The following is a 21,836-nucleotide window of genomic DNA, read 5'->3' on the forward strand; positions in this document are numbered from 1 at the left end:
AAGGAAGTTAAGGAGTTAAGACGTATGTCTTGCTGCTTAAAAACAACGCCAAAAAGACTGTTGTCTTAACTCCTCAGCGACCGTAGGGAGCGATAACTCCTTTAACTCCTTTAACTTCTGAGCTTGCGAAACTTGAAAGGTTAATAAATGGATTGGGGGGCTCGGATTTCCTATATCCGTGCGATACTGGAGAAGGAAGGCTGACAGGATGAGCAGATGGGCTTGATAGCGCGTGTTTCAATGATGCTTGCTATATTGATGAATAGCCGGGGGTGCTATAGCCGAATCCCGGACTGCATCCTGTCTAAAACCTTCTTTCTTCATCTACTGGCGATGGGGTTACTCCAGGCCGTCGCCACCATCGGAGCCGCTGCTCTCGGTATTGCCTGATCCGCCAGTCTGGGTTGAGTCGCCACCCTGGTTTGTGCCGCCACCCTGGGTGGTATCGCCTGTGTTATCCTTACCGCCGTCTGGTGGAGTAACATCTCCTGTTACGGCTGTAGCCTTCTTCAGGGTTGCATCGAGGTTCAGACTGTTTGCCTTGAACTCACCGGTGCCACGGGCACGGAGCTTCAGTCCGGCAATGTTCTTGGTGATGCTGAACTCCTTCTCGGAGGCAGCACCTTCCTTGTTCTTGATGCCGATGCTGAAGATGGCGAGGTCGGGAATCTTCACGGCGATACCCTGCAGAACCAGTTCTCTTACGCAGCTCACCATGTCGGTGAGCATACCCTTGATGGCTCCCTTTGAGAACGGGGTGTTGTGACTTTCCATGTGCTCTGCGAGTTCATCAAGACCATAGGTCTGGGTGACTACAGGGTAGGCGAAAAACTTGCCGTAAGCGGCGCTCAACTTCTCGTTGACATACTTCTTCAATGTGTACAGAATCATAGTGTCTTCATTTTAAGGTTAATAAATTGTGTTTGTGTTGTAGGGGGCGCTGCGCATTGCCTCTTGGTGGTATGAGATGTTATCTCTGAACCACAATGCAAAGATACGAAATCGGTGAGGGGTCAACTCACAGTTGCTCATACTTGCTCATGCTTTATCATACTTTTTCATAGATTCTTTTTTTCTGGAGTTTATAAGCCCATTATAATGAATCATCATTTGCTTGAATCTTACAAAAACAAGTAGGTCGGCAAAAGCTATGGATGGCGGTCTCCTTACCGCACTTTTTAGGGGTGATGTGCAATAGAATAAAAGTTTTTTGTAACTACTCAGCACCCCTATGGGCATGAGTAATCGTCTTACTGTTGTACTACAGCAAGAATTGCATTGAATTTAGAATTTCCGTTCTTCATAGCAGTTTCAGCAATGGAGTGCAACTTGGCAAAATCATCGGCACCGCTGTCTGTTCGGAAGCAACCGCTGACTTTCTGCTTTATCTTGATTTTCATCAAGCTGCTAAATAAACTTAAAAATCACTGTGTTTATGCGGAATAGTGATGTATTATAATTACCTTTGTAATTAAATATGCATCTGCATATGGCAAATAATACACTGATAAAATGACAACAGACAATAAAGACAACAAACTCTCAATAGGAAGTAGCGATTATGCTGAGATACTGCGACACGCTGTCGCAGTAATTGAGCATGCACGGACAGAAATAGCCCGACATGTCAATGGCTACGTATCTACCGCCTATTGGGAGATTGGTCAAATGCTTCATGAGCGCAAGATTGAAAGTGGGTATGGTGACAGCGTTGTAAGAAGATTGTCAGCAGACCTGAAAGAACGATACCCGAAGATGGGTGTTTCACCACGTCAACTTTGGAACATGAAGAAATTTTATGAACGTTACGCGGGACATGATGAAAAAGTGCTACGCTCCGTAGCACTTTTGCCGTGGTCGCACAATCTGCTACTGCTGAGCAAGGGATTTAATGATGAAGCCACGCTATATTATGCTCAGGAAACTATAACCAAAGGTTGGAATCGTGACTTGTTGCTCAATGCCATCAAACTTAATATGTATGAGACACAGGCATTGGCACGAGTAGATAACAATTTCGACCGCACTCTTCCTGCCGAACAAGCGCAGTATGCCAATGAGGTGTTTAGCAGCAGCTACAATCTTGGTTTCTTGGGAGTAACAAGTCCCATTCTGGAGCTTGAACTTGAAGACCGCCTTGTAAAAGCTATCACCCGTTTCCTTATGGAACTTGGTAATGGTTTCACTTTCATTGGCAACCAACATGTATTGGAATACAATGGTAAAGAAAGTAAGGTAGATATGTTGTTTTTCCATCGTGGACTGCGCTGCCTTGTTGCTGTTGACCTAAAGATAGGTCCTTTCAAACCAGAGTATGCAGGTAAGATGAACTATTATCTGTCTCTGCTTGACCGCCTTGAACGTGGTGCTGACGAAAACCGTTCTATAGGAATCATACTTTGTGCGGAAAAAGACCGTGTAGAGGTAGAACTCGCACTTGAAGATATGGGAAAGCCTATCGGAGTAGCGGATTATCAGTTGATAGTACCGAAAGAAAAATTACAGAAAGTCCTTGCTGATGAGATTAAGGCATTTAGTGAGGAGAAAGAAAACAAAGAAACATTATAATATGGACATTCAAAGAATACCTCAGTTCGGGATATCAAGCTCTATCTAAAGGCTTTATAATGTTTTTATATAAGGGACACAGAGGCTTGGCAACCATTTATATATCTTGGATGGTTGCTGAGACAAAATCCTCCTGTAAAATATGCAATGTTAGAAAAGACTAAGCTGTTTCGTATCTTCGATAACGTATCCAGTAAGTGCCTTGGGCTTGTTGTCAAAGAAACAGTATGCCCCTAATGCAGAAATAATATTTATGATGAAATTCGAAACAGACCTGTGACGTGAATGTACTATCTGAGCCGTATTTTTCAACAGGTCATTAATCGTTTCAATGATGTATCTTTTGCGTAGCATCATCTTGTCATAGAACGGCATTAGTTTGTTCTTCATGTTCACTCTCAGTCCTGTAACCAACTGGATGCCTTCCTCAAAAAGCGAATCGAAGAGTTTTTGCGAGATATAGCCTTTATCTGCAAACAGCTTGCCATACAGACGTTTAGCCAATACATCGAATACCGCTGGATCTTTGTCGCTAACGTTTGCACCAGTGAGAACAAAAGCAATTATCTCACCTCTATCATTACAAGCCAGATGTAGCTTGAACCCATGACACCATCCCATTGTTCCCTTTCCGTCTGTGGCAATGCCTTTGAACACTTTGTTGGCATAACGCCTGAGATTGTGGCATATTGGTATCATGGTTGAATCAACAAAGGTTATACCTGTACATCTGCCAAAAGCACGGAGATTCAGGAAGAACATGAGAGGGAAGAATACGCGACTTTCAAGTTCTACAAAACGGTTATAAGACACCGCATTTGGAAAATATGACTTCAAAGTTCCTCTTATAAAGAATAGGTAATAATGCTTGAAGTTTCGGAACGAGCCGAAATGGAAATACAGCAAAATCGTCATGATTTCACTATCAGATAAAGAGGCTTTACGTCGTCTGCGCTTTACTCCATCTTCACTCAAAAGCAATTTTCCTGCATTTTCAGCATCAAAAACTTTGTAAAATTCATCAATAATACAAAATAATTTTGTAATTTTGGATAAAATCGCAATTCATCTTTATAAAAGGCAGTCTGAGGGATTGAGGAAAATTGGGGTTACGGATAAGAGACCGTATTCAATTCTACATTCTGCTATGATTTGCGTATCAAAGAACTCCCGACGCTGAGCCACCAGCCTGTTTCAATGGCTCGTTGTCGGGGCAAAGGTAATACTTTTATTTGAAACCACCAAATCTTATACACACAATTTAACGGTGCTTACCGCCATATTGGCTCCTTGCGCCAGTCACCAGTAAAACCGTACTTGTAATAAGGTATATTGGTACTGTGGTCAATCAAGGCAAGCAACTTGTCCTTTATCTGATTGTCTGGATACACGGCATTGCAGAGATAGAGCATAGCAGAAATCACTCCGTATGGTTTCTTCTTTTGGTTGTCCGTCAATAGATTCAGCAACCACCTGTCACGATGTCCTTTGGGATTGGTCACTTGCTTGGCAAGGCTACGGTTCCAGAGACGTGAGTGGTGGGCTATGATGTTACGAAGCACAGAGATAGCCTCCAACCAACTGGATAACTCCTTTGCAGAATACAGTCCGAAGTCGTTGGCAATAGCGGCGCGTTCTGGCAACTGGCTCTTCAAATTCTTATACATCTTGGAGAGTGTACCAAAGGTGGCACTTTCGAGTATCATCCACGCATCAGGATTATCGCCCTCCATCGACTCCCAATCCCAATTAGAATGCTCTGCTATGTATTCTTTGGCAAATGGCTCTGTACTACGGTCAAACTCATATTTGAGGTCGAGCACGAAGTCCTCGTAATAGTCTTTACGCTCAAAGAGAGAAGCATCCAAATACCAAAGTCCGCTACCCTTTGCTTGTGAAAGATGGTTGATAATCTTAGCACGTAATGCCACTTCTATAATCTCAATGGCATCAAAGAGTATCAGTCGAAGTCTACGGTCAAAGTCGTATCGGGCAATTACATCGTCGAATGACGCACCCTCCTTGAAGTCGTGCTCTGTTTCCTCATCCCTCATGTCCGTCCAATAGTATTTCAAACGGAAATAACTGATATGCGCCAAACACTGCTTGGCACTCTCCTCATCACCAAACGCCATACCTCTTGAACGGAGCAGGCGGATTTGTTCATCTATTGTGCGTGGCTTCTGATTGCTCATTGCTGTTTATAAAAAAGTGACCCGCCAGCAGATCTACGGGATGCCGACGGGTTCTGTTATCGTTTGATTCGGACTGTCTTATCCGAGAATCTTCCTATTTTCGTGGGCAAAGATAGCATATTTTCTTGAATTACGCAATATTTTCATAAGTTTTTTCACTAAACGGCTTTAATTCTATCAATTTTTCAGTATCTTTGCACCGAGTTTCGCAAGAGACACGACATATTAGATGCTCAATTTCATCTCGAATCTGCACCTCGAAAGAATGAGAGCTACCTATACACGTTGAAGTGTACGCATAAGCGTGGACTTCACCATAGTGTATAGAGGCAGTGCAGAGCCTGAGATGAATATGGCAGGGGTCTGCGCTTTCTTTCTGCTTGACTGTTAGTGCTGATTTCCCATTGAGAAGATAGTAGTAACTAAAGATAAAGATTATGAGCAAGAAAATCATTTTAGCCTGTATGTGCGTCTTGACACTTGGCGCGTGTAAGAAAGACTATCAGAAGTTGGCGACGGAGTTTGAGCGTGCGTTGCCAGACACGGTGGAAGTGTTAGCAGAACAGATTAATGAAATCGACCACTTTGTCTATTACAAGAACAAGAATAATACGGAGTTAATTCGTTATAACCTTGAAACTGAAAGCAAAGAGGACATCAAGCCTACATTGGAAGATGGAGAAAGTATCTATGGCATCTATATGGGAAAAGAGAATATATCTTTCTTAAAACATGACATTTCAGAGTATGGTTCGTCTACATCTACACTTCTTCTATACAATTTGAAGACTCAAAAATTCAAAGAGATAGAATCTTTTTTTGGTGCAGACCCAGTTGATGCGTATGCAGACGAAAAGGACAAAACGATTACGGGGTTTATTGGGATGAAATATGCACCAACGGTGAAATATGTATATGATTTTGACGGAAACAAAATATCAGAGGAAGCAGAACAAGTTGAGGCATTCAATCCAGATGATATACTTGAAGATGTGTCTGTGGCAAGCACCCAAAGACAACAAGAAACACCGCTGCAGGAATTTCGTTGCAGAAAATGTGGCCAACGTGTTGCCGCAAGAAATACAATAGAAGCGGATATAAAAGCCCGCTATGGTTGTGAGCCTGCTGGTAGTAGTCATTCGTGGGATTACATACAATTTTGAAATGAAATACAACGAGCGACTAGATGATCTTTTCAGCCGATGGATGGAAAGCCTTGATGAAACACAGAAACCATTGTTTTGCAAAGACGGGCTAATGTTGAAAGCCGACAAGCCCGTAGAGTATGTAGATGAGCGATGGGACAATGCGACGAGGCGTGTGATGTTTCTGCTGAAAGACAAAAACACGCCTGACGGAAATGACACTAGACTATGGCTGATTGATGAGCAGAATGGAGCGAACAACAGACGGCTCTCTGGCGGGAAGGTTGGCAAAACTGGATTTCTACCGAACATTGCGCGAATGCTCTATGGTTTGCTGGAGTTGGGACCAGACTATAGGATTACATTTGACGAAGTGAAACGCACAAAGAGAGACAAGGTGAGGATGATCTGGAACACTGAGCCTTTCGCCTTTATCGAATCAAAGAAACTGGCAGGTTATTCGTGGGTGTCAAGTAAGGCGGTAGCAAAAGCGATGCTGAAAGATGAAGCTTTTCTAAATGAGGAAATAGACATCCTGCGCCCCAATATTATCGTCTGCTGTGATGCGGACGATTCGCAGTTCAATTATATCACCCATAACTATCTTGCAGGCAGAGAGACTGAGAAGATAGAGTATGATTATCCCGATGCGAAGATGAAACCCTGTTGCCTGTGGTACTATCCTAAAGAGCACATTGCCGTTATCAAGTCCTATCATCCTTCACGCATCGGCAAGGCAGATTGGATGATATTCGAGCGGGTTATCAGTCCTTTCCATGAGTTAGTAAAGAGAGGTATTTTCTAAAAAACAACGTAATATGGCACAGAAAGTTAAAACGAGCGAGCGGTACATCAGAATTAGTGATAGCGGCCACAGTTTGGATATATCAAGCGATGGACGAAACTGGACGAATTGTTTAGGAACAACCGAAGTGTCTGCTACATACCAGGATTTAATATCCTACAAAGGCTATGTACTGGCAATAGTCAAAGACCATTTTTATTGCATGAAGATTCTGGATAGGCTGGGGACTGTGAAATTCAGTAGCAGTCTGAGAGAGAAAATCATACGCTTCGAATATGGTGAAGACAATCTTTTGCATGGGTATGACGAGAACGAAACAGACTTCGTCCTCAATGAATTTGACATTAGATTCAGTCGTTTTTCGTGGATAAGGCACGACAAGTGGAAGGAAGAGCAGAAACGGAAAAGCGAAAAAGATGAGAAAGAACGGAAACGCAAGGAATGGGAGAAGGAGAAGGCTGTGAAGAAGGCGAGTAAGTCGCAGAGTCCAAAGAACTATTCCAAGCGGTCTTATAGTAGCGTAAGTTCTACAGGCGGAAAAGAGTTAGGTTGTTTAGGCAATTTATTTGTCGGTATCGGAAGCTGTTTGGGAACAATCTTGATTATAGCGTTTCTCATCTGGGTGTTTATGAAAGTATTATCGTAGTTCTTTGAAAGATGGAATAAGACAAACGCCTTGAAAAATATGAATCCCCTGAAAAAATAATTATCAACCCATACTTCGCGGTTGTTCCAAGGGTCTATACACCTCGACAAAAGGGTGTATAGACCCTTTTTCCTATTGTTTTATGGTGTTGCTATTTTCATCTCCGTATCAACGCTTAGTTTGCACAAATTACTCATTGCATAGAGTGGAATTACATCTACGTGGCGAATGGCATCCTGGGATTCTTTATCAACATACTCAAACTCTCCGAAATTCTCTAGGGATGTACGAACAGCATGATGAAGAGCCTTCTTTCTCATGAATAGCCATAAGCTTTGCATGCTACCCCTGGTAGTGGCTTTCACTTCTATCGGTAAAACCATACCATCCTTGGCTTCCAGAAAATCAATCTCAGCATTGGCCCCTCTTGACAAATTCTGCCAATAATACATTTCTGCCTTCTGGAAACAGTCGTGGTTCTTGACGAGTTCCAAACCAGCAAACATTTCTGATGCAGCACCTTTATTGACGAAATCAACATTCGAAGCTAAAAGTACATTGGCAGCAGGAGTACCCAACATGGTTTGCATCAGTCCCAAATCCAAGAAAAGATATTTCCTATAGCTGTCATTCTCTTCAGCTCCAAGTGGAACGCCATTTCCATCACTATGGGTCACCGGCTTTATGAGTCCTGCCAAGGTCAATAAATGAAGTGCGTCTTTGATAACCGAAGAATGAACATCATCGGCCACCTGCCTATAGACAAACTTACTGCCAGCCTGCAAAGCTACGGAACGCAAAACCTTTCTCAATAAAGCCGGAGATACACGCGACTTGTACTTGGCAAAATCATCCTGATAGGTATCCAGAATATCATTATGGACATGAGCGCATTCTATGTAACTGTTAGTCTCTATCCATTCTGTAACTGCGGCAGGCATACCACCCACCAGATAGAAAGTCTTCAACTGGTCCACCAGTTTATTATGAACGGCCTCTGGAAGCGGAGATGAGGGTGAAGCCTGCTGCTTGTAACTCACCGTGGTATCTAGTCCCTGTGCCATGAGAAATTCATCAAAGGAAAAAGGGTACATATAGAGTGAGCGTATTCTACCCACTCCAAAGGAAGGCAGTTCTTCTAAGGTGAATTCCAACAAAGAGCCAGCAGCGATGACATGCAGTTCCGGATAATCTTCTTTGAAATAACGGAGCGACATGATTGCTTCCTGGCTCACTTGTATCTCGTCTATGAAGAGCAGTGTTTCACCAGGTATCACTGGGATGCCGGTAGTGGCACTTATGCTTTCACACGTTCTATGCACGTCAATATCCTTTGAAAAGAGTCCTCTTATGGATGGCTGGCTCTCCAGATTGATCTCTACAAAGTACTTGAATTCTTTACCAAAGTGGCGCACAGCAGAAGATTTTCCTACTTGTCTGGCTCCACGTATCAGCAGCGGTTTTCTTCTTTGAGAAGCCTTCCACTCCAGGAGTTTTTTATCTATAATTCGCTTGTAATATGTCATTTTGTATAATTTATTGATTTACAGTGCAAAGATACAACTTTTATCCAAAAGTCAAGGCAAACAATAGTTAATTTTATCCAAAAGTCAAGGCTAAAATAATGGCTTTTTATCCAAAAGTCAAGGCTAAGAGCCTAAAACTGCCGTCATCAAGAATCTGTGTCGCCAAAATCGTGATGCAGCATTCTCGCTTGAGGCGGATTGCAAATCCGCAAGGAAATAGGTCGAGCCTTTTTTGACGTCGGATTGCAAATCCGCCGGAACGCCTAGCGGGGTTGCGTTTCTTCTTTACGTCTGGTGTAGGAAACAGGGTTAGGGCTCACCGAGGAAGTAGAGGATGTAGGAGACTTGCATCGGGGTGAACTCCTTGCAGTTCTTGCCGTAACCGGTGGCGGCGAGCTTCTGGAGAAGGTCGGGGATGCGCTGGATCCATCGCATCAGGTGAGCACTGGCTACTGCTGGAGTAGCATCGGGAAAATACAGGAGAGCAAGCTCTTGCTTGGTATAACTTCTTAAATCCATAGTTTTGTTTGATTTTTATGAGGGTTAATGATTGAGTTGCGGTTCATAAGCTACTGACTTTTTCATCGTAAGTCTCTGACTTTTGCACCGTAAGTCCTTGGTTTCCGTTTCGGAAGTAACTGGCTTCTGGGTGACAGGGTGACAGGGGTGACAGGGAATTCTGAAGATTTACTCTCGCGCGGGCAGGCAGGAAAAATCAGGCCGAAAGTTCCTGCCTGCCCGCGTGCGAGGCGAAAAGTTGAAAAACTCGTGTCACCGTGTCACCCTGTCACCCTGAACCGGATGAACCGATGGCTTGGGAACGGCTAGAAGGGGGCATCATCATCGCATTGCGGCGGGTTGATGCAGACGGATACCTGATATGCCTTGATTTCCTCGGCTGTACGGACGATTGCCCTGTAACCACGGCTGTGCTTGGTGCGCATCTTTTCGAATCCGAGATCATTGAAAGCCTTGCCCAGTTTCGAACTGTTCAGCTTCTGGGAGATGTTGCAACTGATGATCTGCATCGCTCTGGCTATGGACACGAACTCCCCTGTCTCCGCCTCCGTTGGCTTTCGGAAGTAGAGATCCACAAGTTCCTGTTCTAGTCTGGGCGCCTCAAAAGCGCGGTTGTGCCGGTTCTGCTGTTCTATCTCCTCATCGGTGAACCAGTAGCGGAAATCACTCTTGTAGAGGGCGTAAGCCTGGGCGTAGATGCCTTCGTAATTGAACGGATGCTCACGGGGCGAGAGGATGCTCTCTATCTCGTAGGGCAGCCAGCGACGGTTACCGGTAGGGTCGCTCAAAAACTCGGGATTGTTGCCCGTGCCGCAGAAGGTGTTGATATGCTTGCGCTGCTCGGCATAATGTCCGTATGCCGCCCTTTCGTTGGTATACTGCATCGTTACCACAGCCTTCAGCTGGTTCAGTTCCGACGGACTCATCGTATCGAGCTCTTCATAACAGATGAGTGCATACTGCGAAAGGGCGATGATATCATCCTTCGTCATGCGCCTGGCATTCGCCTTCGTATAGAAGTATTGCTTCAGTTCCGGCGGCAGGAGATAGTTGAACCAGGTGGTCTTGTAGGCGCCCTGTCTGCCGATGAATACCAGGATGACATTGTTTACGGCACCTTCGTCTATCCATCCTGCTATCATCGCCACGAGCCATTTCCTGAGGGCTTCACAGAAGGGCATCACGGGGTCTCCCTTCATCTTTACCGTGGCAGCGAGTTCGGCAATATAGTCCTTGTCGCCTTCCTGCCAGGGTGGGAGATTCTCCAGATAATCGGTGAAGGGATTGTAGGGCGGGGTATAGTCGCTCTCGATGACATTGATCATGTCGCTCTTGCTCACCCTTGCGGTTAGCGACATGTTGCTCCATAGCGTATTCAGATTGCGGTCCTGGAGGATTCGCCATTTCTCCTTCTTATACTCGTAGCGCAAGGTGATGAGGTTGAAGCGGAGCTTGATATGCCCGTCGAGGAAGTCTTTGATTTCATCTACGGTGGCATAGGGAATCTTTCCGGTTTCTGCCTTCGCCTTCTGTGGGTGAGTGGTGTTGTCGTAACACGACTTGAACACCTGTTCAACGTCGTCGTATTCGGGAAACTGCCTGATAGCCCACTGGGTGGCTTCTTTCCTGTCGTACCGTTTCTTTGCCATCATGTAGCCCACCCGCATTACATACTGGTTGTGGTTGCCGGGTTCGTACCTGATTTTTTCGCTTTCCAGCTTGGGTTTGACGATCTGCTCGTAGTAGTCGGCGATGCGTTCCTGTTTCTTTTTCTTCTGGGCGGTCTTGAGCGTAGCGGAATGGAAATGGCTGATTTCCTCGGCGCTGAAGGCTTTGGCTTCAGGATTGAAATAGACTTCGGGGTCGTAGGCGAGTCCGCTGAGCCTTGTGATGTTCTTGCAGAGCGGATCGCTTTCCTTGCCGATGAGATGCGCGTAGTAGTCGTTTCCCATGGCGAAGGCGGAGGGATAATCATCGCCTTCGTAGCGGTAGATGACGCGCAGTCCGTTGCCGCTCATGGTAACGTAGCAGAGCAGGGTGTGGGCATCGTGGCAGATTCTCTCTTTGAGCGAGCGCAGGGTGCCGTCATCCGGTTTTTCTGTGATGTGGTCGAAGTCGACCAGTGACAGATGTGTGAGGCTCCGGATGTTGTCCTTGCCTTTTCCGCCTTCGAAGATGCAGGCTACGGCGAAGAGGGGTGCATCGTGCTTGTACGACTTATTACCCGTTTTCCGGTAAGACTCGGTGAAAAACCTGAGTTTCTCATCTTCCTTCATGAAGGTTACCAGGCCTTCCAACTGGCCAGGTGAAGGAATCTTGCTGGCCATGTTAATGAATGTGCTGATGTTCATCATCTCCTAAAAATTTTATATTGTTATACAATATATGTATCAGTTATTCGTTTTATTATTGGTAAGCAGATTGTTGAATCTGTAATACATGGTGCAAAGATACTAAAAAGAAAATAAAAAAGAGTTCCCGACGTCGGGAACTCGTTTACATATTTTTATAACATTTAAAATTAATTATTATGTTCTACGACAAATTTAAAGTAGACAACAGCCGTTTCGGTGCTGTTTTGAGTGAAGAAATGAAGAACCATCACATTACTGGTTCTCATTTAGTGGCTTGTGCAGACATGCGCAAGGAAAATGTTTTTGCAATCTAAAAGGGTAAGGGCGATTATCGGCTCAGTGTTTATGTGAGGATTGTTTCTGCTCTTCGGTACTTTATCGAAGACTCGGCAGAATACGCCCGAGTGAAGCAACGCCTTATCGAAGCAGCCTTCGATGATAGTTACTTTTTTAACAGATAATTCTTTTGAATTGGATTTTTAAATTAAAAAGTGGAATCCGGCGGTTGTCGGATTCCACCGATATCGTATTTTCACCCTGTGCGGGTGGAATTTCGCAGATACAGGAATGAGGCTAGGCAAACTGATTTTCGGGGGGATTTGCAGATTTATTGCAAATTTTGCCCTTATACATTACTAATTAGCAATGCAAATATAGTAAGAGGCAGACGAAGGGCAAAGGACTGCACCCTATCTCTTGAGGATACAGATCCGATATAGAGGATACCCTATCAAGGGTGTAAGAATAGTGCAGAAGAGAAGGTAAAGTACCCAGTAGGCGGGAATCCTGCTCTTAACCAGGAAAGGCATCAGTACTACCGCTATAATGGCGGAGTAGCCTTGTATATACGTTATCAGTCCCATAATATTTTAATATGTTATATAGTAACAGACAGACTCTCGGATGCAAAGATACACCACTTTTTCTGAAAAACCAAATTTTCGGGAAAGAAAAAAGAAGACCACCCTCACGGGCAGCCATCCGTGATTAGAGAACAGACTAAATTTAAAGCTTTATTACATAATAGATTAGAAAACTACTCTTTTGTACTGTTACTGAGTACTTTGCGGAAAGTTTCATACTCAATGTAGTCTTTCCTGCTTATCTCGAAGACTGTTGTGATTTTCTGCGTATTTTCCGTGCGCTTTCCGCATGAGAAAGCCCCGATGCGCTGCTGCAACGGGGCTGATGCGCCACAAGGCTATGGCGACTTCTGTCTTATGGGGAACGATGACCCCAGCCTCATTATATCCTGTCCGCAGCCGCACGCAAGCGATTGGAAACATCGCAAAGTGCTCCACGGAGCATAACCTTCTCTTCTTCGGTGAAACCACCTACACCACCATTTCCATCAATACCATCGAGCTTATGATAAAGCCATGATGCCGATTTCCCGAAATAGGTATGTGCTATCTCGCGCCATGATACCGTCATCTGGATATCTTGTATGCGCTGCTTTACTGTGCTGTCCTTAGCCTGCTTCATTGTTACTTCCATAATCTTATGCTTTTTAATGCCCTCCCCGAAGGGAAGACTGTTGTTAATACTAGGTGTAATACTCGGGTGGCTCAATCATCTCATCAAACAGCTGCTGAGCGTACCATAATAACTGTGGGTTACCTCTAGGGTATGACTTCCGGAAATTTCTGATAGCTTCTATCAGTTCTTCCTCTTTTTCTGTTACTAAAATCTTCTTCATATCGTTTTATTTTAAGACAATGCAAAGATACTACTATTTTTCGTAGTAACCAAATGTTTTATACGAAAAATAGTAGTCTTAACTATGTTTAAGCTATCTGTATGTGAAAAGGTAGAAAATGAGCGGGAAAAAATAGGCTATACTCAGGGGCACCTGTCATTCTGACCGAAGAAGGCATCACCAAAGAGACTATCATTTCTTTTTGCTGATCTGTCAAGGTGTAAAATTTTTCAGATATACCAATCGTACCTTCCCTAAACTTGAGGAATGTTTGTGAGGAGATATCGTTTGCAACATCATAAGCAGAATGGCCAATGTAATTCTTTACTTGTTTCTAACACATAGAAATACTAAAAGGTTGTGCTCAGTTACAAAAACAAGTAAGTCGGCAAAAGCTATGGATGGCAGTCTCCTTACCGCACTTTTTAGGGGTGATGTGCAATATAATAAAAGTTTTTTATCAAGCTGCTAAATAAACTTAAAAATCACTTTGTTTATGCGGAATAGTGATGTATTATAATTACCTTTGTAATTAAATATGCATCTAGCAAATAATAGACTGATAAAATGACAACAGACAATAAATACAACAAACTCTCAATAGAAAGTAGCGATTATGCTGAGATACTGCGACACGCTGTCGCAGTAATTGAGCATGCACGGACAGAAATAGCCCGACATGTCAATGGCTACGTATCTACCGCCTATTGGGAGATTGGTCAAATGCTTCATGAGCGCAAGATTGAAAGTGGGTATGGTGACAGCGTTGTAAGAAGATTGTCAGCAGACCTGAAAGAACGCTATCCAAAGATGGGTGTTTCACCACGAAATCTGTGGTATATGAAAAAGTTCTATGAACGTTATGCAGGGCATAATGAGAAAGTGCAACGGAGCGTTGCACTTTTGCCGTGGTCACATAACATGCTGTTGTTGAGCAAGGGACTGAATGATGAAGCCACGCTATATTATGCTCAGGAAACTATAACCAAAGGTTGGAATCGTGACTTGTTGCTCAATGCCATCAAACTCAATATGTATGAGACACAGACATTGGCACGAGTAGACAACAATTTCGACCGCACTCTTCCTGCCGAACAAGCACAGTATGCCAATGAAGTGTTTAACAGCAGCTACAATCTTGGTTTCTTGGGAGTAACAAGTCCCATTCTGGAGCTTGAACTTGAAGACCGCCTTGTAAAAGCTATCACTCGTTTCCTTATGGAACTTGGTAATGGCTTCACTTTCATTGGCAACCAGCATGTATTGGAATACAATGGTAAAGAAAGTAAGGTAGATATGTTGTTTTTCCATCGTGGACTGCGCTGCCTTGTTGCTGTTGACCTAAAGATAGGTCCTTTCAAACCAGAGTATGCAGGTAAGATGAACTATTATCTGTCTCTGCTTGACCGTCTTGAACGTGGTGCTGACGAGAACCGTTCTATAGGAATCATACTTTGTGCGGAGAAAGACCGTGTAGAGGTGGAACTCGCACTTGAAGATATGGGAAAACCTATTGGAGTGGCGGATTATCAGTTGATAGTACCGAAAGAAAAATTACAGAAAGTCCTTGCTGATGAGATAAAGGCATTTAGTGAGGAGAAAGAAAACAAAGAAACATTATAACATGGACATTCAAAGAATAAATCTGCATACATCCGCTTTCAACGAGATAACGCATCTCAATTTTATAAAAAACATTAAATTATAGTGTTGTGAAATTTGTAAAACAATAAACGCTTATGGATAGGAACGATTTCATAGAAACGCGCGAAGATATAGTCCAAAACATCAAAACGCTTTATTCATACCTCGATGGTGAGGTGGACAGCGAGCATAAAGACTGGGCTATCCAAAGGATGTCCCGTGGGAGTAACTATGTCATAGAAGTTGTAGATTCTCAAATATACTTTGCTCCAAGTCGTTTTGTCGGATATGTTGACAACACGATGGAAAAGCATGTAGCCAACCATGGCAATGGCACCGAAACTGACAACAAGATAAAGAATTTCTACCAGAAAGTACAGGATGTCAAACTTGATGCCTTGTTACAAAAAAACATGTCTGAATACGGTATTGTTGTGGGGGCAAAGAAATATTGGATAAGCAAAGATACAACGGTAGACGATATCCTGTCTTGTTCCGCTGTTAAAGTTCGTAGATATTGGATTGCCCGTCTCTCAGACGACAACCACTGGGATTATGCATTGGAGAACAACCTGTGGCTTATGCAACAGCGATACGACATTCAAAGAAATCACATAGTCACCCAGTTACTGAATTTAGTAAAGGAAATAAGAGTCGGTGATGTGCTATTGCTTACTTTTGACAATATAATATATGCATATGGGACTGTGGTAAGATGTCCATTTCAAACCCGTCAAATCTCAAATCTGCAGAACATAGTGTCCCTAAGACAATATGATTATAATGATGGCATAGTATGTTTTGAAGATGCTCCAGCTTTCTATGAAGACTTAAGAGATGGAGAAGAAAATTGGGGGCAGCGAGTATCTGTAGACCAATGGCATTGTTATGACAACGACTCAACCGTATATAATTCCGGATGTCAATCTGCTCTTTTAGCAGGCAATACTCAACAGTCAATATTCGAAGTTGACGCTAAGTTTGCACAAGACAAAATAAAAGAATTGGAAAAACAATACTATAAGAAATATATGTTCATTAATAATACTGCAAAGTTGCTGAAATCCAAGCACAACATAATCCTTCAAGGTGCGCCAGGAACTGGCAAGACCTATAATACGGCAGCCATTGCGCTCAGTGTGCTCGGTATAGACGGAGTCGACCTTGACAATCACGATGAAGTAATGAAGAAATATCAAGAGTTGCAGGACGACCGCATATTCTTCACGACATTCCATCAGTCTCTTGACTATGAGGATTTCGTCGAAGGTTTGAAACCTCGCATTCAGTCGAATGAGAATGGCGAAAGTCTTGGCGTAACCTACGAGCCCGAAGACGGCATCTTCAAACGAGCATGCAACGCAGTGGTGACCGATGACAGCAAGGATATTATAGAGTGCATTGATGATTACCTGCAAAAGATAAAGGGATTTGAGAACCGTCGTGAAATACCTACGGTAACCGGGAAATCGTCGTTGTATGTATGGTGGAACGAAGGGAACAAGACCGTCAGCAGTAGAAGTACAAACTCTACAAGTCAACGTGAGGAAAGTTACTCTCCGTCTCCACTGAATATTGAGAAAATCAAGGCTCAAGCCTTGGGAAAAGGATGTGAGAATAATTGGCAGCAATATGCTCAGGCTTTCATTGAAGCGGTCAAGAATGAATATCACGCCAAGACAGACAAATCAGTGGTACTCATCATTGATGAGATAAACAGAGGAAATGTTTCCAAGATATTTGGTGAACTGATTACATTGCTTGAAGCGGACAAACGAGACAAAGGCAATCACCCTATAAAAGTGACATTACCATACTCCAAGACATTGTTTGGCGTGCCAAGCAACCTGTATATCATAGGCACAATGAACACAACAGACCGAAGTACGGGGACGCTTGACTATGCCCTCCGTCGCCGCTTTGCATTTGTGACGTTAAAGTCTGACCCGAATGTGATAGTCAAACATTATGAGAAATTGGGCAACGACGACTTGAAAGCAATAGCTATCGACTTGTTCAACAATATCAAAGCCTTCATCACAAATCCAAAACATCTGTGTGGCGACTTGGGCATTGACGACCTGATGGTGGGCCACAGCTACTTTATGGCATCCTCTAAAGAAGAACTACAATGCAAGGTGGAATTTGAAATAATACCCCTCATCGCTGAATATATCAATGACGGCATCTTGACCGTGAACGACCAAGAGAAAGAAAAGGCATTTGATGCCTGGGAGTCCCTCCACCCCGTGCAGATTGTAGACGATGAGGACGAAGATAATATAGACGAAGAAGACGAATAAAATGATACAACTCCAAGAACACGAACAACTATGCAAGAATGACTTACCCGTTGAAAAAAGCGAAAGGTACGATAACCTTCAACTCATTCAATGGGATAAGCCTATGGATAATAGTGCATGGGGGTACTATGCCTCATTCAAAATTGGAGCAGAATGGATTGACAAGCAAGAAGCATTGGTGGTTACGGCAAAACGGGGAATGGAGAAAATCGATTTCCTGCGCATGTTTATGACATGCTTCTGCTCTGACCTTGCGGTGGAATCGTTTTCCAAAATCTATTCCATTGATCAGGAGAATCCTGCCATTGTAGCCCCTGTATTGAGCAGTGTTGTTAGTCCACTTATCGTGTTTCATTTCATAGGAGTGGTAAACAGAATCAAGTCGTTAAGAAAAGGATATGTTCTGCGCCAAAAGAACCTTAAGAAGGTGAAGGGGCATATCAAGATGCTCAAAAACGAACGCATCAATATCGCCGTAAAACGATACGACCGTATTTATTGCGAATACGCTGACTACTCAGTAGATACTCCAGAGAACAGACTGCTAAAGAAAGCACTTGTCTTCTCTCAGAGATTTGTCGCCAAGATAAATCGCAATAATGTAGTATATTCAAAAGTCAACCAGATGGTCACGAAAGCACTATCGAAATTTGATTATGTGAGCGATGACATCAACATCAATTCCATTGGGCAAATACGCTCCAATAAACTCTATCGGGAATATGCGGAAGCCATGCGATTGGCCAAGGTCATATTAAAGCATTTTGACTATAGTCTCTCAAATGTGGAAGCCACGGAAAATAGGGTCACGCCGTTTGTGCTCGATATGTCTTTACTATACGAACATTATGTGTACGGTTTGTTACATGAAGCTTATCGGGAGAAAATCAGTTACCAGTATCCGGGAGTAACTGGACTGCCAGACTTTTTATACAAGTCGAAACATTTCAATGCTATACTGGATACCAAATATATCCCTAAATATGAGAAAGGGACGCTTGACAACTACGTCATTAGGCAACTGAGTGGCTATAGTCGCGATCTAACAATTTTGAGAAAGTTAGGATATGAAGACATTGACGAAGACTCACCGGCTCCTTCTGTTCCGTGCATCATTATATATCCCAAGGAAGGTGGAGATACTACCAATCCGTTCAAAAGCAATAAGCTGAGAGATCTTTGCACGAGACATCTAAAAAAAATCTCGAGGTTTTACAAAATCAGCATCTCTGTTCCAACTATTAGCAGATAAAAGAGAAAAATGTCGGCCTGTACGGTTGAAATTACCCAATACGCCCTTTCAGGGCGTGTGGAACTTACATGCGAAACTTGAACTTTATTATACTTCATCAGATTGTGATGAGGTTGCAAAAGTAAACTGTGTCAAATTACTTTGGTTGTAACTTGACACAGTTTTTTTATATCTCCAACTCTTAACGCAAGAACTTTCCGGTAAGGCTTGCCTTGCAGGCAGCTACTTCTTCCGGAGTTCCGGCAACAACAAGATTGCCGCCTTTATCGCCGCCTTCAGGACCGAGGTCAATGATATAGTCGGCACACTTGATGACATCCAGATTGTGCTCAATCACTACCAGCGAATGGCCCCTTTCTATCAGGGCATTGAAGGCATGGAGCAGGCGCTTGATGTCGTGGAAGTGAAGGCCCGTGGTAGGCTCGTCGAAGATGAAGAGCGTAGGCTCCTGTTCTTCCTTACCTATGAAGAAGGCGAGCTTTACACGCTGATTCTCACCACCCGAAAGCGAACTTGAATTCTGACCGAGCTTGATATAGCCCAGACCCACATCCTGAAGCAGCTTCAGGCGGTTTACGATGATGCGGCAGTTGTCGAAGTCGCCCTCGTTGCGCTGCAACTTTTCATCGCTGAAGAACTCAATGGCCTCGTTTACCGTCATGTTCAGCACATCATTGACGTCTTTTCCGCCATAGCGTACCTCCAGGATATCGTGCTTGAAACGCTTGCCCTTACAAGCCTCGCAGGTCAGCGTGAGGTCTGCCATAAACTGCATCTCGATGGTAACATATCCTGCACCCTTACATTCCTCGCATCTTCCACCTTCGGTATTGAAAGAGAAGTACTGGGGCGTGAATCCCATCTGCTTAGCCAGTGGCTGGTTGGCAAAGAGGGCACGTATCGCATCGTATGCCTTCAGATAAGTGGCAGGGTTGCTGCGGGTACTCTTTCCGATAGGGTTCTGGTCAACAAACTCTACATGACTGATGCTCTTCCAGTCGCCTTCCATCGATGCATATTCGCCTGGTGCCTCTGCTACGAGGTCCAGACGGCGACGCATGGCAGGATAGAGGATTCCCTTGATGAGCGAACTCTTGCCTGAGCCTGATACACCGGTTACACAGGTGAATACATTGAGCGGTATCTTAACGTCGATGCCGCGCAGATTGTTCATCCGGGCTCCCTTGATTTCGATATACTGGTTCCAGGCACGGTGGCTCGTTGGCGCCTTTATCTCCTCGTTGTGGGTCAGGTATTTGATGGTATAACTCTCCGGATATTCAGCCAGCAGCTTTTCCTGTTCAGCCTTGTCGGTGGTTGAATATTCTGATGACGGACCGGCGTAGACCACTCTTCCGCCCAGTCTGCCGGCATCGGGACCGATATCGATGAGATAGTCGGCTGCCCGCATAATCTCTTCGTCGTGTTCTACCACAACCACCGTATTGCCCAGTTGCTGCAGTTCTTTCAGCACCTTAATCAGTCGGGCGGTATCGCGGCTATGGAGTCCGATACTAGGTTCGTCGAGGATATATACGCTACCCACGAGCGATGAGCCCAGGTTGGTAGTCAGGTTGATGCGCTGACTCTCACCGCCGGAGAGGGTGTTGGAGAGTCGGTTGAGCGTAAGATACCCCAGACCTACATCCAGGAGGAACTGCAGGCGGTGGGTGATTTCGGTGAGCAGACGCTTGCTGATTTCCTTCTCATGCTCAGAGATTTCCAGTTTCTTGAACCATTCGCTCAGGTTCACAATCGACATTTCAACCAGTTCGGTGATGCTCTTTCCGCCAATCTTTACATAGTTGGCTTCCTTCTTGAGTCGGGTACCATGGCAGTCGGGACAAATCGTCTTTCCACGGAATCGGCTCAGCATCACGCGGTATTGTATCTTGTACTGGTTCTCCTTTACCATTCTGAAGAACTCATCGATGCTCACCCTTTCCTGCTGTTTACGTTTCTTTTCGCCAGGCAGACCGTGCCACAGCCAGTCCTTCTGCTGCTGAGTCAGTTCGAAATAAGGCTTGAAGATAGGGAAGTCGTATTCTGCAGCTCTGCGGATGAATTCCTTGAGCCACATACCCATCTTTTCGCCTCGCCAGCAAACCACACATCCGTCATATACGCTCATCGAAGTGTTCGGGATGACGAGTTTCTCATCGATGCCTATTATGCTGCCGAAACCTTCGCAGGTAGGGCAGGCTCCGAGAGGGGAGTTGAAGGCAAACATATTGTCGGTAGGCTCTTCAAACTGCATGCCGTCAGCTTCGAACCGGGTAGAGAAGTCGTAGCAGATATTGCTTGGCAGGAAGACGAGGCGGCAGGCTCCATCTCCCTCATAGAAGGCAGTTTCGGCAGAATCCATCAGTCGGCTGATGTCATCCTTCTCATCGCTTACCGAAGCACGGTCGATGACCAGGAAGATTTCTTCATCCTTCTGCTGCATTCTCTTTTTCAGTTTGTCGCCGCTTACTTCCAGCAGTTCCTTATCCGCCTGCTCCATGAAGTCTTCTATGCGCACGAATTCACCTTTTATATATATACGCGCGTAACCTTCCTGGTTGTACATCTCCAGCTGTTTGCCCAGACTGCGCCCTTCGATGACGTGGATAGGGGCGAGGATGACAAACCTGGTACCCTGGGAATACTGTCGGGTGCAGGCGAGTACATCTTCGGTAGTATGGCGTTTCACCTCCTGTCCGCTGATAGGCGAATAGGTTTTTCCGATGCGTGCGTAGAGCAGTCGCAGGTATTCGTAGATTTCGGTGTTGGTGCCCACGGTAGATCGTGGGTTGCGCGAAATCACCTTCTGTTCGATGGCGATGGCCGGTGGCAATCCCTTGATGAAATCACATTCCGGTTTGCTCATACGTCCCAGAAACTGGCGAGCGTATGAAGAGAGCGACTCCACATAGCGGCGCTGGCCCTCAGCATATAAGGTATCAAAAGCCAACGATGATTTTCCCGATCCTGAGACACCCGTAATGGCAACAAACTTGCCCTGAGGTATCTTCACATCGATATTCTTGAGGTTGTTGGCTCTTGCCCCTTTTATTTCTATATATTTATCTTTTGGCATATTCTTTCTTCTTTTAAGATTAGGGGACCAGCGATGGAATCGCTGGGGACGGGGGCGCAAGGGGGAAAGGCTCTTTTTACCTTTTTACCTTTTTACCCTTT

18 protein-coding genes are annotated in these 21,836 nt (G+C 44.4%); 8 read left to right on the forward strand and 10 right to left on the reverse strand.

Translation table 11 applies throughout. The features are described 5' to 3' along the window. Positions 1–339: 339 nt before the first annotated feature. Together NQ544_RS02705 and NQ544_RS02710 are read right to left on the reverse strand one after the other, a co-directional pair. On the reverse strand, positions 340–891 hold the full coding sequence (locus NQ544_RS02705) for an HU family DNA-binding protein (protein WP_006846957.1): 552 nt from the start codon (positions 889–891) through the stop codon (positions 340–342). Between the two features lie 359 nt (positions 892–1,250). Continuing rightward, positions 1,251–1,400, reverse strand: coding sequence for a hypothetical protein (locus NQ544_RS02710; protein WP_006846951.1), 150 nt, complete (start codon positions 1,398–1,400; stop codon positions 1,251–1,253). A gap of 112 nt (positions 1,401–1,512) precedes the next feature. Here NQ544_RS02710 and NQ544_RS02715 point away from each other — a divergent pair, with 112 nt between their 5' ends. After that, the gene (locus NQ544_RS02715) at positions 1,513–2,568 is read left to right on the forward strand and encodes a PDDEXK nuclease domain-containing protein (RefSeq protein ID WP_006846950.1); all 1,056 of its coding nucleotides are present in this window, start codon (positions 1,513–1,515) and stop codon (positions 2,566–2,568) included. A gap of 150 nt (positions 2,569–2,718) precedes the next feature. On the opposite strand, the gene NQ544_RS02720 is transcribed toward NQ544_RS02715, so the two are convergent. Beyond that, positions 2,719–3,633, reverse strand: coding sequence for an IS982 family transposase (locus NQ544_RS02720; RefSeq protein ID WP_436286503.1), 915 nt, complete (start codon positions 3,631–3,633; stop codon positions 2,719–2,721). A 206-nt stretch (positions 3,634–3,839) separates the two neighbouring features. Then, on the reverse strand, positions 3,840–4,763 hold the full coding sequence (locus NQ544_RS02725) for an Abi family protein (protein ID WP_006846948.1): 924 nt from the start codon (positions 4,761–4,763) through the stop codon (positions 3,840–3,842). Positions 4,764–5,200: 437 nt separating this feature from the next. Here NQ544_RS02725 and NQ544_RS02730 point away from each other — a divergent pair, with 437 nt between their 5' ends. From NQ544_RS02730 to NQ544_RS02740, 3 genes are read left to right on the forward strand one after another with little or no spacing between them, the layout of a single operon-like run. Beyond that, the gene (locus NQ544_RS02730) at positions 5,201–5,926 is read left to right on the forward strand and encodes a hypothetical protein (RefSeq protein WP_006846947.1); all 726 of its coding nucleotides are present in this window, start codon (positions 5,201–5,203) and stop codon (positions 5,924–5,926) included. Position 5,927: 1 nt separating this feature from the next. After that, complete coding sequence (locus NQ544_RS02735) at positions 5,928–6,713, forward strand: hypothetical protein (protein ID WP_006846946.1); 786 nt, start codon at positions 5,928–5,930, stop codon at positions 6,711–6,713. Positions 6,714–6,726: 13 nt separating this feature from the next. Beyond that, positions 6,727–7,359, forward strand: coding sequence for a hypothetical protein (locus NQ544_RS02740; protein WP_006846945.1), 633 nt, complete (start codon positions 6,727–6,729; stop codon positions 7,357–7,359). 140 nt (positions 7,360–7,499) lie between these two features. Here the strand turns inward: NQ544_RS02740 and NQ544_RS02745 are convergent, their stop codons facing one another. From NQ544_RS02745 to NQ544_RS02755, 3 genes are all read right to left on the reverse strand, one after another. After that, complete coding sequence (locus NQ544_RS02745; RefSeq protein ID WP_006846944.1) at positions 7,500–8,885, reverse strand: ATP-binding protein; 1,386 nt, start codon at positions 8,883–8,885, stop codon at positions 7,500–7,502. Between the two features lie 309 nt (positions 8,886–9,194). Continuing rightward, the gene (locus NQ544_RS02750; protein ID WP_006846942.1) at positions 9,195–9,404 is read right to left on the reverse strand and encodes a DUF4248 domain-containing protein; all 210 of its coding nucleotides are present in this window, start codon (positions 9,402–9,404) and stop codon (positions 9,195–9,197) included. A gap of 305 nt (positions 9,405–9,709) precedes the next feature. Further along, the gene (locus tag NQ544_RS02755; RefSeq protein ID WP_006846941.1) at positions 9,710–11,758 is read right to left on the reverse strand and encodes a VapE domain-containing protein; all 2,049 of its coding nucleotides are present in this window, start codon (positions 11,756–11,758) and stop codon (positions 9,710–9,712) included. A gap of 176 nt (positions 11,759–11,934) precedes the next feature. Here NQ544_RS02755 and NQ544_RS02760 point away from each other — a divergent pair, with 176 nt between their 5' ends. Continuing rightward, on the forward strand, positions 11,935–12,072 hold the full coding sequence (locus NQ544_RS02760) for a hypothetical protein (RefSeq protein WP_006846940.1): 138 nt from the start codon (positions 11,935–11,937) through the stop codon (positions 12,070–12,072). 931 nt (positions 12,073–13,003) lie between these two features. Here the strand turns inward: NQ544_RS02760 and NQ544_RS02765 are convergent. Further along, on the reverse strand, positions 13,004–13,255 hold the full coding sequence (locus NQ544_RS02765) for a DUF5053 domain-containing protein (protein WP_006846938.1): 252 nt from the start codon (positions 13,253–13,255) through the stop codon (positions 13,004–13,006). Between the two features lie 49 nt (positions 13,256–13,304). Next, the gene (locus tag NQ544_RS02770; RefSeq protein ID WP_006846937.1) at positions 13,305–13,457 is read right to left on the reverse strand and encodes a hypothetical protein; all 153 of its coding nucleotides are present in this window, start codon (positions 13,455–13,457) and stop codon (positions 13,305–13,307) included. A 567-nt stretch (positions 13,458–14,024) separates the two neighbouring features. Here NQ544_RS02770 and NQ544_RS02775 point away from each other — a divergent pair. The 3 genes from NQ544_RS02775 to NQ544_RS02785 all read left to right on the forward strand — a co-directional run bounded on the left by NQ544_RS02775 (position 14,025) and on the right by NQ544_RS02785 (position 18,656). Continuing rightward, positions 14,025–15,080: a PDDEXK nuclease domain-containing protein gene (locus tag NQ544_RS02775; protein WP_006846936.1), complete on the forward strand. Its 1,056-nt coding sequence runs from the start codon at positions 14,025–14,027 to the stop codon at positions 15,078–15,080. Positions 15,081–15,403: 323 nt separating this feature from the next. Beyond that, on the forward strand, positions 15,404–17,404 hold the full coding sequence (locus NQ544_RS02780; RefSeq protein WP_260113668.1) for an McrB family protein: 2,001 nt from the start codon (positions 15,404–15,406) through the stop codon (positions 17,402–17,404). Positions 17,405–17,507: 103 nt separating this feature from the next. Continuing rightward, complete coding sequence (locus NQ544_RS02785) at positions 17,508–18,656, forward strand: 5-methylcytosine restriction system specificity protein McrC (protein WP_228023603.1); 1,149 nt, start codon at positions 17,508–17,510, stop codon at positions 18,654–18,656. A 181-nt stretch (positions 18,657–18,837) separates the two neighbouring features. Here the strand turns inward: NQ544_RS02785 and uvrA are convergent, their stop codons facing one another. Beyond that, positions 18,838–21,735 (reverse strand): excinuclease ABC subunit UvrA, encoded by a 2,898-nt coding sequence (gene uvrA, locus NQ544_RS02790; protein WP_006846933.1) that lies wholly within the window; start codon positions 21,733–21,735, stop codon positions 18,838–18,840. Positions 21,736–21,836: the final 101 nt, after the last annotated feature.

It is taken from the genome of Segatella copri DSM 18205 (assembly GCF_025151535.1).
In the GTDB taxonomy this organism is placed as follows: Bacteria; Bacteroidota; Bacteroidia; order Bacteroidales; family Bacteroidaceae; genus Prevotella; species Prevotella copri.

What these genes read in the sequence shown, in the direction of transcription:
- NQ544_RS02765 (WP_006846938.1), bottom strand. Translation starts at nt 13,255, where the DNA reads ATGGAAGTAACAATGAAGCAGGCTAAGGACAGCACAGTAAAGCAGCGC.
- NQ544_RS02735 (WP_006846946.1), top strand. Translation starts at nt 5,928, where the DNA reads ATGAAATACAACGAGCGACTAGATGATCTTTTCAGCCGATGGATGGAA.
- NQ544_RS02785 (WP_228023603.1), top strand. Translation starts at nt 17,508, where the DNA reads ATGGATAATAGTGCATGGGGGTACTATGCCTCATTCAAAATTGGAGCA.
- NQ544_RS02740 (WP_006846945.1), top strand. Translation starts at nt 6,727, where the DNA reads ATGGCACAGAAAGTTAAAACGAGCGAGCGGTACATCAGAATTAGTGAT.
- NQ544_RS02755 (WP_006846941.1), bottom strand. Translation starts at nt 11,758, where the DNA reads ATGATGAACATCAGCACATTCATTAACATGGCCAGCAAGATTCCTTCA.
- NQ544_RS02745 (WP_006846944.1), bottom strand. Translation starts at nt 8,885, where the DNA reads ATGACATATTACAAGCGAATTATAGATAAAAAACTCCTGGAGTGGAAG.
- NQ544_RS02770 (WP_006846937.1), bottom strand. Translation starts at nt 13,457, where the DNA reads ATGAAGAAGATTTTAGTAACAGAAAAAGAGGAAGAACTGATAGAAGCT.
- NQ544_RS02780 (WP_260113668.1), top strand. Translation starts at nt 15,404, where the DNA reads ATGGAAAAGCATGTAGCCAACCATGGCAATGGCACCGAAACTGACAAC.
- NQ544_RS02750 (WP_006846942.1), bottom strand. Translation starts at nt 9,404, where the DNA reads ATGGATTTAAGAAGTTATACCAAGCAAGAGCTTGCTCTCCTGTATTTT.
- uvrA (WP_006846933.1), bottom strand. Translation starts at nt 21,735, where the DNA reads ATGCCAAAAGATAAATATATAGAAATAAAAGGGGCAAGAGCCAACAAC.
- NQ544_RS02725 (WP_006846948.1), bottom strand. Translation starts at nt 4,763, where the DNA reads ATGAGCAATCAGAAGCCACGCACAATAGATGAACAAATCCGCCTGCTC.
- NQ544_RS02705 (WP_006846957.1), bottom strand. Translation starts at nt 891, where the DNA reads ATGATTCTGTACACATTGAAGAAGTATGTCAACGAGAAGTTGAGCGCC.
- NQ544_RS02775 (WP_006846936.1), top strand. Translation starts at nt 14,025, where the DNA reads ATGACAACAGACAATAAATACAACAAACTCTCAATAGAAAGTAGCGAT.
- NQ544_RS02760 (WP_006846940.1), top strand. Translation starts at nt 11,935, where the DNA reads ATGTTCTACGACAAATTTAAAGTAGACAACAGCCGTTTCGGTGCTGTT.
- NQ544_RS02730 (WP_006846947.1), top strand. Translation starts at nt 5,201, where the DNA reads ATGAGCAAGAAAATCATTTTAGCCTGTATGTGCGTCTTGACACTTGGC.
- NQ544_RS02710 (WP_006846951.1), bottom strand. Translation starts at nt 1,400, where the DNA reads ATGAAAATCAAGATAAAGCAGAAAGTCAGCGGTTGCTTCCGAACAGAC.
- NQ544_RS02715 (WP_006846950.1), top strand. Translation starts at nt 1,513, where the DNA reads ATGACAACAGACAATAAAGACAACAAACTCTCAATAGGAAGTAGCGAT.